The 13,727-nt window shown below is 53.5% G+C and carries 13 protein-coding genes and 1 other RNA gene; 12 read left to right on the forward strand and 2 right to left on the reverse strand.

The window, feature by feature from the left end:
* Positions 1–86 precede the first annotated feature (86 nt).
* Entirely contained in the window at positions 87–1,652 is a 1,566-nt protein-coding gene (locus tag ACKGJP_RS11190) for a DEAD/DEAH box helicase (RefSeq protein WP_409345730.1), read from the forward strand.
* A 150-nt stretch (positions 1,653–1,802) separates the two neighbouring features.
* Here the strand turns inward: ACKGJP_RS11190 and yjcZ are convergent, their stop codons facing one another.
* The gene (gene yjcZ / locus ACKGJP_RS11195; protein WP_409345731.1) at positions 1,803–1,898 is read right to left on the reverse strand and encodes a sporulation protein YjcZ; all 96 of its coding nucleotides are present in this window, start codon (positions 1,896–1,898) and stop codon (positions 1,803–1,805) included.
* A 232-nt stretch (positions 1,899–2,130) separates the two neighbouring features.
* On the opposite strand from yjcZ, the gene ACKGJP_RS11200 reads away from it, so the two are divergent.
* From ACKGJP_RS11200 to ACKGJP_RS11245, 10 genes are all read left to right on the forward strand, one after another.
* On the forward strand, positions 2,131–2,994 hold the full coding sequence (locus ACKGJP_RS11200) for a YesL family protein (RefSeq protein WP_409345732.1): 864 nt from the start codon (positions 2,131–2,133) through the stop codon (positions 2,992–2,994).
* Between the two features lie 103 nt (positions 2,995–3,097).
* A non-coding RNA gene (gene ssrS, locus ACKGJP_RS11205) (6S RNA) lies at positions 3,098–3,279 on the forward strand.
* Between the two features lie 192 nt (positions 3,280–3,471).
* Positions 3,472–3,996, forward strand: a complete 525-nt coding sequence (locus tag ACKGJP_RS11210) for an ADP-heptose synthase (protein WP_409345733.1) — start codon at positions 3,472–3,474, stop codon at positions 3,994–3,996.
* Positions 3,997–4,219: 223 nt separating this feature from the next.
* Positions 4,220–5,182 carry an aldo/keto reductase gene (locus tag ACKGJP_RS11215; RefSeq protein WP_409345734.1) on the forward strand — a complete coding sequence of 321 codons (963 nt, stop codon included), beginning with the start codon at positions 4,220–4,222 and terminating at the stop codon, positions 5,180–5,182.
* A 140-nt stretch (positions 5,183–5,322) separates the two neighbouring features.
* Positions 5,323–6,096, forward strand: a complete 774-nt coding sequence (locus ACKGJP_RS11220) for a DeoR/GlpR family DNA-binding transcription regulator (protein WP_409345735.1) — start codon at positions 5,323–5,325, stop codon at positions 6,094–6,096.
* Between the two features lie 117 nt (positions 6,097–6,213).
* On the forward strand, positions 6,214–7,389 hold the full coding sequence (locus ACKGJP_RS11225; protein WP_409345736.1) for a galactokinase: 1,176 nt from the start codon (positions 6,214–6,216) through the stop codon (positions 7,387–7,389).
* 137 nt (positions 7,390–7,526) lie between these two features.
* Positions 7,527–8,519: a UDP-glucose 4-epimerase GalE gene (galE, locus tag ACKGJP_RS11230; RefSeq protein ID WP_409345737.1), complete on the forward strand. Its 993-nt coding sequence runs from the start codon at positions 7,527–7,529 to the stop codon at positions 8,517–8,519.
* Between the two features lie 55 nt (positions 8,520–8,574).
* Positions 8,575–10,146, forward strand: coding sequence for a UDP-glucose--hexose-1-phosphate uridylyltransferase (locus ACKGJP_RS11235; protein WP_409345738.1), 1,572 nt, complete (start codon positions 8,575–8,577; stop codon positions 10,144–10,146).
* A gap of 189 nt (positions 10,147–10,335) precedes the next feature.
* The gene (locus ACKGJP_RS11240; protein ID WP_409345739.1) at positions 10,336–11,265 is read left to right on the forward strand and encodes a hypothetical protein; all 930 of its coding nucleotides are present in this window, start codon (positions 10,336–10,338) and stop codon (positions 11,263–11,265) included.
* Between the two features lie 146 nt (positions 11,266–11,411).
* On the forward strand, positions 11,412–11,798 hold the full coding sequence (locus ACKGJP_RS11245; protein WP_409345740.1) for a DUF1499 domain-containing protein: 387 nt from the start codon (positions 11,412–11,414) through the stop codon (positions 11,796–11,798).
* A gap of 170 nt (positions 11,799–11,968) precedes the next feature.
* Here ACKGJP_RS11245 and tpx read toward each other — a convergent pair whose 3' ends face one another.
* Entirely contained in the window at positions 11,969–12,487 is a 519-nt protein-coding gene (tpx, locus tag ACKGJP_RS11250; protein WP_409345741.1) for a thiol peroxidase, read from the reverse strand.
* A gap of 147 nt (positions 12,488–12,634) precedes the next feature.
* Here tpx and ACKGJP_RS11255 point away from each other — a divergent pair, with 147 nt between their 5' ends.
* Positions 12,635–13,534 (forward strand): LysR family transcriptional regulator, encoded by a 900-nt coding sequence (locus ACKGJP_RS11255; RefSeq protein WP_409345742.1) that lies wholly within the window; start codon positions 12,635–12,637, stop codon positions 13,532–13,534.
* Positions 13,535–13,727 lie beyond the last annotated feature (193 nt).

Consider the following 13,727-nt stretch of genomic DNA (forward strand, 5'->3'; position numbering starts at 1 on the left):
CCTCTAATAGACGAGTCGAACTTAAGGGTACAGAAAGAAGGGCGGGGGCAAGGCTCTCCCCTATGGACAAAGGAGATTGAAGAGAATTGAAAACTTTTAACGAATTCGGCCTTGAGCCGAAGGTATTGCGCGCCATTACCGAAATGGGGTTCGAAGAGTCGACTCCGATTCAAGAAAAAGCGATCCCGCTTGCTCTTGAAGGAAAAGACCTGATCGGCCAAGCGCAAACGGGTACAGGGAAAACCGCCGCTTTCGGCGTTCCGCTTATTAACAAAATTCAAGTTACCGAAGACCGGATCGTGGCCCTCATCATGTGCCCGACGCGCGAGCTGGCCATTCAGGTAGCGGAAGAAATCGAAAAGCTCGGCCGTTTCAAAGGCATCCGTTCGCTGCCGATTTACGGCGGCCAAGATATCGTGAAACAAATCCGCGCTCTGAAGAAGCGCCCGCAAATCATTATCGGGACGCCAGGACGTTTGCTCGACCATATCAACCGCAAAACGATCAAACTGGACGACGTACAGACCGTCATTTTGGACGAAGCGGACGAAATGCTCGATATGGGCTTCATGGACGATATCCAATCCATTCTGAAGCTCGTGCCGGAAACCCGTCACACCATGCTGTTCTCGGCTACGATGCCTCCTAACATTCAGAAGCTTGCTCAGCAGTTCCTGAAAAATCCGGAGCATGTATCCGTTATTCCTAAACAGGTCAGCGCTCCGCTGATTCAACAGTTCTATATCGAGCTGCAGGAAAAACAAAAATTCGAAGTGCTCTGCCGCTTGGTGGATATGGAAGCGCCTGAGCTTGCCATTATTTTCGGCCGGACGAAGCGCCGCGTAGACGAGCTGTCCGAAGCGCTGCAAAAACGCGGCTACTCGGCGGAAGGCTTGCACGGCGACCTGTCGCAGCATCAGCGTGACGCGGTTATGCGCAAATTCCGAGACGGCAGCATCGACGTATTGGTTGCGACGGACGTAGCAGCCCGCGGCTTGGACGTATCCGGCGTTACTCACGTCGTCAACTTCGACCTTCCGCAAGATCCGGAGAGCTACGTTCACCGGATCGGCCGTACAGGACGCGCAGGGAAAGAAGGAACGGCTTGGACGTTCGTTACGCCGCGCGAAATGGATCACCTGCACTTCATCGAGCGCTTGACCCGTCACCGGATCGCCCGCAAACCGATGCCGAGCACGGCTGAGGCGTTTGAAGGCAAGCAACGGATCACAGCCGAGAAAATTCTCGATATCGTGCAAAACGACGAAGCGAACGAGTACAAAGGGCTTTCGATCCAACTGCTCGAGCAGTACGATTCCGTTGCCCTGCTGTCCGCTGCGCTCAAGCTGTTGACACGCGAATCGAAAGAAATCAACGTCGAGTTGACGCCGGAAGATCCGCTTCGCGTTAAGAAAAGAAGACCGGACATCCGCTCCTCGGGACGGAAGCCGAGCTCGTCGTCCTATATGAACAAGCGCTCCGACCGTTTCGGCGGCGGAAGCGGCGGATCCCGTCCGCCGCGGCGCGAAGGCTCCCGCGACGGAGGCTGGGACAACAACCGTGACGGAAGAGGATCGCGCGACCGCGGCAGAAGCTACGGCGGCGGCTCGTCCTCCAGCTCCAAACGCTCGGAAGATTTCGTAAACAACTAATCGACCGCTAGTAAACAAGACGAAGTCCGAATTCGGACTTCGTCTTTGTTTAAATCTAAGAAAGTATATCCTCCGCTGATTGTTCGATTTCTCGATAAACGTCTGGGATCAAAGACGCTGAAAGGCGTTTATCCTAGTGGGTTTGGCGCATTAGCAGCAGATGGAGCAGGCTACGATCACGAGCAGAATGAACAGTACGAGAATGGCGGCTGTGGAAGTTCCTCCATGATGAAGGGATGCGGACATTGTCTCTCCTCCTTTTGGGTGGTTATTTGTTGCTGGGATATATACCATCATATTGTGGTAAATGCCCTCCTGTTTAGACGACTACCTATCCCCAGAAAAATAGGCTATAATAGATGAATATCCCCGCAAAGGCAGGCAAGTTTTGGAATGCATAATCCGGCAGCTTGGCGGGAGAGCTGTTACTATTTGGATATGACAAACTGCGCTCTGGATACGAAGAGGAGGAAATGCATTGGAATTTCGCGGCATTATGGGAGGATTTTATCGGATATCCGAATGGATCATGCGGCTGTCCGTCATTAACGTGCTTTGGGTGATATGCTCGGCGCCGTTCTTTTTTCTGCTCGTAAGCGTTTTACTGAATCCGTCTACCGAGGCGATTACGGTGGATGTTATGAAATCGTGGCTGCTCATGCTCGCGATCGTCTCGCCTTTTACGTTGATACCCGCCAGTACGGCCATGTTCGTCGTAGCGCGTAAATGGGTGACGGGCGATACGGACGTTCCGCTGTTCAAGACTTATTTCCGCGGGTACAAGGAAAACTATTTGCAGAGCATGCTCGGCGGCTTGATTTTCGTTCTGCTTGGCGGCATTATCGTCGTCAATTACCAGTTTTACGGTGGACAAGGCGGCATGCTGAGACTGCTGTCGATTTTGTTCATCACATTGTTCTTTATTTTGTTAGCCGCTTTCTTTCACTTTCTTTCGATAATGGTTCATTTCCATATGAAGCTGTTTCAAATCATCAAAAATTCTTTCCTCGTGGCGATCGGTCATCCGATTTTGTCGATCAGCATGCTGGCAGTGAATGTCGCGATCATGTATATAAGCATTTTCAAGTTCAACTTCCTGGTTCCGTTCTTTATGGGGAGCTTGCTTGCAACCGCTTCGTTCTGGCACTTTAACCGGAGCTACCAGAAAATGCAGGAGCGGATGGAGAAGCTTAAGAAGCTGGAGGAATCCGGTGACGAGGAGTCGGACGATTCCGATGAGCTGACCATTCAGGGCGGCGAAGAGAAGGACAAGCGTCCGGAGCTCGAGGCCGCTGCGCCCGGTACGGGTGAGAGCCAGCGCGAGCAAGCGAAGCGCGATTAACGGATTATCCAAGCCGAAGCAATTACTGGCTGCGCTGACAGAAAGGAACCGCCCGCTGCGGTTTACTTTCTGTCTTCGAAGCACTATAATAGGAATACGTTAAAACATCCTGCGATGTACGTTACGGTTTTAAGTTGTTTTGAACCAATGACTGTTTCACGGGAGACCAACATGTTCGGCGCGGCTGACATGCCCTCGAAAAGGGACTTCAAAAGCGTCGCTGCGGTCACCCACCTGCGAGAGCGGGTTTGAAACGCTAAATCGGACGGCATTTGCGGGTTTTAAACGAACAGAGCGGATCTTCCTAGAACGGCGACGTTTGGGGATGTCCGTTTTTTATTTTGTCACAGGCCGTGTAAATTGTGTTCGACCGGTGAAGAGCGGTAGATTCTTTTCTCTGGTATGAGCATGACGAGCGTGTTATGATAATACAAGCTTCAAACGGACTATTTGTTTGCTTAAGGGGGAAATAACAAGATGAACCGGCGCTTTGTAATCGAAGCCGTTATGGTTGCCGTATATGGAGAGCTTCTGGTGCCGAGTCGGCCAGTGGAATATGTCATTCCGTATTCGTCCATCTTGGAGTTGTACGAGATGCGCGGCAGCAGCGAGCCTGTCATGCCCGATCCGGAGGAAGACGCACACGTGAAGACCAAAATCGGCGAGCTGATCGATTATTTCGAAGACTCGTTCAATAAAAAGAAAATCGAACGTGCCCTGCAAGGACCGTGGCGCAAAAGCCCGCCTTTGCTCGTAAACGACAACGTCACCTTCACGATCGTATACGCTATGGACAATGCCCAATACGGCGAAACGTTCGACCCGATCGAAACGGAGCTCCTGCTTACCGCGATTAATGAGCAGGCTCCGCTGTTAACGGACCAGCTGGAGCTTCTGGACAAGCTGATCGAAACCGACGTTCCCGTTCAGGCATTCGATGTGGACGATTTCGAATTTGCGGTAGAGGACGGCATGGAAGCGGAAGAGTGGAAGACGCATTAAACATGAAAGCAATTGGTTGTAAAGTCCTGCGGATATCACTATCCGGAGGGCTTTTTTACGTAAAAAGACCAGCCGGCACTCATATGCCGTTCAAAAGCCCAAATATATTCAGGCGTCCTGCGGGAATAAGAAGGATCTTCAGTCTTTGCGGTGAACTATACAGTTGACGGAAAGATGCAACTAGGCATAGAGCAAATCGATATGAACCCGACAGGAGGTCAGAATGATGATAAAGACAGTCATTCCGGGTACGGAGCTGAACGCCTCTTCCATTTGTCTGGGCACCGTGTTGTTTGGCAGCACAATGTCGGAAGAGGACTCTTTCCGGCTAATGGATGCATTCGCCGAGCAAGGAGGCAATTTTTTTGATTCGGCGTTGAATTATGCGGACTGGTGCAGCGATGTCAAAGCGGCTAGTGAAAAAACGATAGGCAAATGGCTGAAGGAAAGAAAAAACCGTGACCGGATCATCGTAAGCACGAAAGGTGCTTGCCCGATGCCGGAGCAATTTTTGCGGCTGGAGAGGGAGCATATACGTACCGATTTGCACCGAAGCCTCAAGCATTTACAGACCGACTGCATCGATCTGTACTGGCTGCACCGGGATGACCCGTCCCGGCCGGTAGAAGAGATCGTCGATACGCTTAACGAGATGGCGGAAGAAGGCAAAATCCGCTACTTCGGCTGTTCCAACTGGACGCTGCCGAGACTAAGGGAAGCGCAGGCCTATGCTAGGAGGTCAGGGAAGCAAGCGTTCAGCGCCAATCAGATGAGGTGGAGCCTCGCTGAGCAGAACGCGGAAAGCAGCGCGGATGAAACAATAGTCGGCATGGACGAAGAGACGAAGGCATTTCACGCAAATGCGGGATTGGCCGCCGTGCCGTTCTCCTCGCAGGCCGGGGGCTTCTTTAGCGGGCGTTACAGACCTGGCGAAGTACCGGCTGGCAAGGAGGAGATTGTCAGACAATACGGGAGCGATGCCAATTATGCGAAGCTAGCCCGAGTGCTTGAGGTTGCGAAGGAAACGGGGAAGCCTCCGGCTGTCATTGCGCTCTCCTATTTGTTATCGCAGCCGTTCGCCGTATATCCGATTATCGGCTCCCGCACGATGGAGCAGCTTGCGGAAAGCTGTGAAGCCGGGGATTTCAGGCTCGGCAGCGATAAGCTGTCGTATATCGAGTCATAAGGATTGGAGAGCCAAATGCCCTGTTGTCGAGGGAGCAGGCTCTCTTTTTTGTTTTGCAAGAAGGAAGAAAGATCATAAGTGAAGAATAATAATCATAAACGGTCAATCGTTATGGGGCTAGAAGGAGAGGATGTGATCCGATGTTTGCCGAAGAGCGGCTTCAGCGAATCGTCGAGCTGGTCAACCGTCAAGGAAAAGTTACCGTCGCCGGGCTTAGCGAAGCGCTGAGCGTATCGCCGGTTACGATTAGACGCGATTTGGAGGGACTGGAGCAGAAAGGGCTGCTGATGCGAACGCATGGCGGAGCGATGCCGGTTCAGAACAGTCCGTTCGAGGTGGCCCGTGAAATGTCCTTCGATGAAAAGGGGGAGGCGCTGGTCGCCGAAAAGGAACGTATTGCGGAGGCCGCAGCCCGTCTTGTGCATGAAGAGGAAGCGATTCTGCTTACGCCGGGCACCACGAATATGTTTTTGGCGCAGAAGCTTTCGGGCATTAAAGAACTGACCGTGGTCACGAATGCGGCCAATATCGCGGTGCAGCTTAGCCGGGTTCCGGGCTTCGACGTCATGCTGATCGGCGGCAAGATGAGACCTAAATCATACGCTTTGGTGGGACCTATGGCGGATCAGGCGCTGCGCGGGATTCGAGTGGATAAACTGTTTCTCGGGGTAGACGGATTCGACATTGAAGAAGGGCTTACAACCCCGAACATTTTGGAAGCGAGCGTCAACGCGCAGATGATCGCTATCGCCAAGCAAGTCATCGTAGTGGCGGATCACAGCAAGTTCGGCAAAGTAACGTTTTCGAGGATCGCCGGACTTGACTCGGTACACACGATCGTTTCCGATCGTATGCTTCCGGAGGCGGCATGCGAGCGTATACGCGAAATGGGCATCGAGCTTATTTTAGCCTAGATCGTCAGGAAGCTGCGAAGCCTCCCAAATAAATGATTGTCAAATGAATAAGTATGACATAAAATGAAATTAAACGTAAGTAAACGATCATAATCGATAGTGTGGAGGAAAAAGAAAATGACAACGTCGCTACAGCAATTACAGGACAAATTCGTGCAGTTATACGGAGGGACTTTGGATGGGGTCCGCGTGTTTCATTCGCCGGGCCGCGTCAATTTGATCGGCGAGCATACCGACTATAACGGCGGGTTCGTGTTTCCTGCCGCGCTCACGTTCGGCACGACACTGCTGCTTCGCAAGCGCGACGATGCGACGATCCGTTTTGCATCGACTAATTTTCCGATTCATAAGGATATCGTGCTGGAAGGGGCTTTCTACGATAAAGCGGACGACTGGATCAACTATCCGAAAGCGATGCTCGTCCATCTGGTCAAACGCGGATTTACGTTCTCCGGATATGACGCTCTGTACCACGGCGAAATTCCGAACGGCGCGGGTTTATCGTCTTCGGCTTCGATCCAGGTAGCTACAGGCTACGGCTTCATGAGTATGGAAGGCCATCCGATCGACAAGGTGCAGCTTGCGCTGACGGCACAGGAATCGGAGAACCAGTTTATCGGCGTTAACTGCGGCATCATGGATCAGTTCGCAGTGACGATGGGCCAAGCAAACCGCGCTATTCTGCTTATGTGCAGCACGCTTGAATACGAGCTGGTTCCGTTCGAGAGCCAGGGCTATAAGATCGTAATCGGCAACACGAACAAAAAGCGCGGACTCGTCGATTCCGAATATAATGCGCGCCGCGCACAATGCGAGCAGGCGGTTGCCGATCTAAAGGAAGCATTCCCGGCATTGAAGCTGCTCGGGGAGATCAATGCGCAGCAGCTTGCTGCGAACGAAGCGTTAATCAAGGATGAAACGGTGCGCAAGCGGGCGCGTCACGTCATTGAAGAGAACGACCGCGTGCTGAACTCGGTGAAGGCTCTCAAAGCTAGCGATATCGCGGAATTCGGACGACTGATGACCGCATCCGGCGAGTCGCTTCGCGATTTGTACGAGGTGACCTGCAAGGAGCTTGACGTTATGGTGGAAGAGTCGCTGAAGGCGGAAGGCGTGCTCGGTTCCCGGATGACCGGCGCGGGCTTCGGCGGCTGTACGGTTTCGCTTGTTCGCAGTGACCGAGTCGATGCGTTCATCGAGCAAGTAGGGAAGGCTTATGCGGAGCGGACCGACTATACGGCTGACTTTTACGTAGCCGACATCGGCAATGGGGTTTCCGAAGTTCAGGCATAACGATTTGCCGGTTTCTTTTTTTGCGATAGAATGATAGAAGCGGCTTGGACGTTATAACGATCGTCCGCGGAAACAAGAGGCAAGGCTTACGGCATTGGCTTTACTTGGTCTGCTTGAATATGAAGGAGGAATGTTCGATGGCGATATTGGTAACTGGCGGTGCGGGATATATAGGCTCTCATACGGTGGCGGAGCTGCTGGCGAGGGGCGAGCAGGTTGTAGTGGCGGACTCGCTGGCGCAAGGGCATCGGGAAGCGGTTTTGGGCGGAAAGCTGTACGTAGGCGATATTCGCGACGGAGCTTTCATGGATCAAGTGTTCGGCGAGAACGATATCGATGCGGTGATCCATTTTGCGGCGAACTCGCTCGTAGGGGAAAGCATGCAAAATCCGGGCAAATATTTTGACAACAACGTATACGGCACGCTTTGCTTGCTGGAAAAAATGAATCAATACGGCGTGAAAAAAATCGTGTTTTCGTCGACAGCGGCTACATACGGCGAGCCGGAACGGGTGCCGATCGAAGAAACGGACCGTACGGATCCGACGAACGCATACGGCGAAACGAAGCTGGCAATGGAGCGTATGATGCGCTGGTTCGACACGGCTCACGGCATGAAATTCGTATCGCTTCGCTATTTTAACGCAGCCGGCGCGCATGAGAACGGGCGGATCGGGGAGGATCACAATCCGGAAACGCATCTGATTCCGCTCATTCTTCAGGTTCCGCTCGGCAAGAGAGCGCATATCGGCATATACGGCGACGACTACGCGACGGAGGACGGTACTTGCATCCGCGACTACCTGCATGTTTCGGATTTGGCGGATGCGCACGTGCTTGCGCTGAAGCGCCTGCGCGAGGGAGGCGCAAGCGCCATCTATAACCTCGGCAGCGGAACGGGCTTCTCCGTGAAGCAGATGATCGAAGCGGCGCGCCGCGTGACCGGCCATCAGATTCCGGCGGTCGTCTCCGAGCGCCGCGCCGGCGATCCGGCGGTTCTGATCGCTTCCTCCGAAAAGGCGAAACGGGAGCTCGGCTGGTCGCCAAAGCGCGAATCGCTGGACGTTATTATCGGAACGGCATGGAACTGGTTCAAGAACAATCCGAACGGGTATGCGAAGTCGAAGTAATTGCAGGGCCTCATAACCGGAACGACATCTTATGGGAGAAAGAAGGAAAAGTGCCATGCCGATACAAGTGGCGGATGCGCAGCGCAACGTAGCGCGGCTCGTGGAATACGGCGTCGTAAACGGGATGCTTGAGGAGGCTGACCGTATTCCGGCTGCGAATGCGCTGCTCGACATCCTCGGGCTGGAGGAGCCGTTCGAGGGCGAGCTTGCGGAGGAGACGCCGGACAGCGCCGTCAGCTTGCTGGAGCCGCTGCTCGACTTTGCGGCGGAACGGGGCATTTTGCCGGAAAATACGACGACCTACCGCGATCTGCTTGACGCGAAGCTGATGGGCGCGCTGTTGCCCCGTCTTTCGGAGACGATTCGCTCCTTCCGGCAAACGGCGGAGGAGAAATCGATCGAGCGGGCGACGGACGATTTTTACCGGCAGTCGATTAAATCGAACTATATCCGGATGGATCGCATCCGCAAGAACGAATATTGGCTCGCGCCTACGGCATACGGAGATCTGGAGATTACGATCAACCTGTCGAAGCCCGAGAAGGACCCGAAGGAAATCGCAGCCGAGCGCAGTTTACCGCAGAAGCATTATCCGAAATGCCTCCTATGTCCGGAAAACGTCGGCTATGCCGGGCGGCTTAACCATCCGGCTCGGCAGAACCTGCGTATCATTCCGCTACAGCTCGACGGCGCCGATTGGTTCCTGCAATATTCGCCTTACGTGTACTATAACGAACACAGCATCATTTTCAGCAAAAATCATACGCCGATGCGGATCGACAGGGAAACGTTCGTGCGGTTGTTCGATTTCGCCGGGCAGTTTCCTCACTATTTTATCGGCTCGAACGCGGATTTGCCGATCGTCGGCGGTTCGATCCTGAACCACGACCATTTTCAAGGCGGCAGGCATCGCTTCCCGATGGAGAAAGCGCCTGTGGAGCGCAGCTTCAAGCATCCGGCATTCGAGGATATTCAAGCGGGCGTCGTGACATGGCCGATGTCGGTTATCCGTCTGAGCGGCCACGACCGCGAACGCATGGTGGAGCTGGCCGATCGGCTGCTGCAAGGATGGCGCGCTTATAGTGACGCTGCTGCCGACGTTTGGGCGGAGTCCGAGCAGGAAAGCGGGAGCTTGCTGCCGCATAACACGATCACGCCGATCGTACGGCGCAATCAGGAAGGCGCGTTCGAGCTCGATCTCGTGCTGCGAAACAACCGGACGACCGCGGAGCATCCGTTCGGACTGTTTCATCCGCATGAGCCTCTGCACCATATCAAGAAAGAGAATATCGGCTTGATCGAGGTAATGGGGCTCGCGGTGCTGCCGGGCAGGCTGAAGCAGGAGCTGGAGCAAATTAAGCTGCTGCTGTGCGGCGAAGGCGGTGCTGACGCTATCGTCAAGCTGCAGCAGGCGGATCATCCGCTGCACAAGCATGCCGCTTGGGTTGCCGAACTGGCGCAGACATACGGCGCGGGGCATTCGGCCGAACGGGCCGAGGCGGTTCTGCGCGACGAGGTGGGACGCAAGTTTATGCAGGTGCTGGAGGATGCCGGCGTCTACAAGCGGAATGAAGCGGGGCAAACGGCATTCGACCGCTTTATGGCGAGCCAGGGCTTCGAGAAGTAAAGAACTGGCTATATTCAGTATGTACGATAGCTTTATGGAACAGTGCGAATACGGACCGGAGCGGCTTTTTGGCGTAAGATGCAAGATGAGGAAAACGCTTCGCATGCGAAAAATGCCCGGTTCGCTGTTCCGCACGGATTCCGGAGATATGCAGTATCAATTATAGGGAATAAGGGAGGCGAAGTATTCATGGCAAACATTACGGTAAAACAAATCGAATTTGGAAACTGGGGAGCCTGCGTACATATTACGAACGGGGAAGTTGAGCTTGTCGCGACAATCGACAAAGGACCGCGTATTATCCGTTACGGCTACGTTGGCGGGGCGAACCTGTTTTTTGAAGATAAAACCGATGCGATCACGAACGGCGGCGAAGCATTTGCGCCTGTGGGCGGCGGCGAGTGGCACATTTACGGCGGCCATCGCTTATGGACGAGCCCGGAGGCGATCCCTCGCACCACGTATCCGGATAACGAGCCTGTAGCTTGGCGCGCAACGGAGCAAGGCGTCGTTCTGACGCCGCCGGCGGAACGCTGGAATCAACTGCAGAAGGAAATCGAGGTTTCTCTCGATGCCGCAACCGGCGGCGTGACCGTCGTTCATTGCGTAACGAATAACGGTCCTTGGGGCGCGGAGTTTGCGCCTTGGGCATTATCGGTTATGGCGCCGGGCGGGACGGCAATCGTACCGCAAACGACTCGAGACGCCGGCATGCTGCCGAATCGCACGATTTCCATCTGGTCCTACACGAAAATGAACGACGAGCGGGTTACGTGGGGAGAGCGTTACATTTGGTTGAAGCAGAGCGATGCGCAGCATCCTTTCAAAATCGGCACGTCAAACGAAGCGGGCTGGGCGGGCTACAGCCTCGGAGATACGCTGTTTGTGAAGTCGTTTCCGTTCGATGCGGATGCGAAATACCCGGATAACGGCGTCAATTTTGAAATCTATACGAACGGATACATGCTGGAACTGGAGTCGCTCGGCGAACTGAGAACGGTGAAGCCTGGCGAAACGGTGTCGCATACGGAGACTTGGAAGCTGATTCGGTCGTTCGAGCTGCCGGAGAATCGCAACGAATCGGAACTGGCCGAACGATTAAACGCCATATTGGCGTAGCCAGAGTCGAAATATCGGGGAAAAACCGGACGATTTGCACCTTTTTCCGCGAAAATGAATGTTTTGCCGGTTGTCCCCTTTTTCTTCAAGCAAAAGAATGGTAAGATGGTCTATAGTGTAAATTGAGATAAAGGGGGAGCGGCGCTTTGCTGAAGAGAACCTTGATCGGCTTGTTCCGCAGTTTCGAGACTACTGGAGATAAAGCTAAAGATCCCGCTTTAAAAACCAAATTTTATAGGCTGTCCAAAGATAGAACATGGGAAGAAGTTATCACCGTTCTGAAGAAGATGAACGGGTACAAGATTCTCCATGAGGTGCCGAATGTCGGAGAAATCGTCGTAGAGAAAAAGACGTTAACCGGCCGCAAGCAGGACATTACGCTTACGATCATCCCGATTACGCCTGCCAAAACGGCGGTTGACATTTATTCCGCTTCGCGCGGTTCGCTTGGCGATTTGGGCGCCAACTACCGCACCATTCTCGAAATCTATCGCGCTCTGGAGCGCAAGCTTGCCGATCACCGCTCGACCTAAGGGATCCCGGTATACAAAAAACAGCGTGGGAACTTCTGCTCCCCGCTGTTTTTTTATACGATTCAGAAAGTATATCTCCGCTGATTGTTCATCGTCTCGGCAAACGCACGGCATCAAAAGACGCCGTTAGGCGTTTATCCTTGGACGATTATGTAGCATAAGTTATTCGATTAAACGAGTTTTTTTACGGCTTCTACGGCATTTTCGTAGTTCGGGTGGCTCGTCATTTCGCCCAGGTACTCGACGTATTGAACGGTGTCGTTAGCGTCGATTACGAAAATGGAACGCATCAGCAGCTGCACTTCTTTAATCAGCACGCCGTAAGCTTCTCCGAAGTTGCGCGTTTTGTAGTCGGACAGCGTCACGACTTTGTCGATGCCTGCAGCACCGCACCAGCGGGCTTGCGCCATCGGAAGGTCAACGCTTACGGTCAAGACAACTACGTTGTCGCCGAGTTTAGCAGCTTCTTCGTTGAAACGGCGGGTTTGCGCATCGCATACGCCGGTATCCAGAGAAGGAACTACGCTGATCAACTTCACTTTGCCGGCATAGTCGGAAAGCGAAACTTGATTCATCAGATCTTTATTCAGTTGAAAGTTTGGTGCCTTGTCGCCGACCTTTACTTCGTTGCCTACCAGAGTAAGCGGGTTTCCTTTAAGGGTTGCAACGCCTGTGCGTTCTTGAGCCATGATGGAATCCTCCTCGTTTTCGATAAGAATGGTTGGTAATCGACCAAGTCTTATTATAATATTTAGTAATGGGCGTTGTCCAATAAGAAGGCTTCGCCACGCGCCGATTATTCGGTTCTGAGGAAAGACGGTTTGACGGAGGATAAGATGGAGCTTCGACAATTGCAATATTTTGTGAAAGTAGCGAAAAAACAACATGTGACGCAGGCATCGGAAGAGCTTCACATTGCCCAGTCTGCGGTAAGCCGCCAAATTCACCAGCTCGAGGAAGAGCTTGGAGTCAATTTGTTTGTGCAAAAGGGCCGAAATCTACAGCTTACGCCTGTCGGTAAGCTTTTTCTTAACAAAGTGGAGGAGATTCTTAGCGATCTCGACCGTGCCGTTAGCGAGGTGCATGAATTCCTCGATCCGAATGTCGGCGTCATCCGCATCGGTTTCCCTCATAGTTTGGGGATGAACCTGCTGCCAACGGTGGTTGCCAGTTACCGCAAGGAGCGGCCTGGCGTTAAATTTCGCCTTAAGCAGGGGACGTTCACCAGCTTGATTCGGGATGTCATGAGCGGGGAAGTCGATTTGGCATTTATTTCCCCGTTCCCCGAGTCGCATGATTACGTAGCCGGCGAGCTGCTGCTGACGGAGGAGCTTTATGCGATCTTGCCGAAGCATCATCCGCTTGCATGCGAGTCGGTCATACGCCTGGAGCAGCTGAAGGACGAACCGTTCGTCATGTTCAGCGAAGGATTCTCGCTGCAGACGATCGTGCTCAATGCATGCAAGAAAGCGGGCTTTGTCCCGAATCTGAGCTTTGAGGGTGAAGAGACGGATACGATACGCGGCCTTGTCGCGGCCGGCATGGGCGTGAGCCTGCTGCCCGAAATGGCGTCCACAGGTTCGGGACCGCTGCAGCCGGCGAGGGTACAGGTACTTGAGCCGAAGGTAACGCGCACGATCGGCCTAATCCGCCGCAAAGGCGAGAAGCTGCCGCCCGTCGCGGAAGGCTTCCGCGCTTTCTTGCTCCGCTATTTCAAGGGGGAGCAGGTTCTTTGAGCAGCGGCTCGGCGCCAGTGCCAGTGCCAATGCCAATGCCAATGCCAATGCCAATGCCAATGCCAATGCCAATGCCGGTGCTAGTGCCAATGCGCTGGTGGTTGCTACAGGTTTTAGCCATTTAAGAGCCCCAAACGTCTTCTATATCGGGGGAAAGCTGCTTATTCGCCTAATTAGAAGTCGCCAAAGGCTC

The sequence above is a fragment of the Paenibacillus litoralis genome (genome assembly GCF_046244365.1).
Classification (GTDB): domain Bacteria; phylum Bacillota; class Bacilli; order Paenibacillales; family NBRC-103111; genus Paenibacillus_V.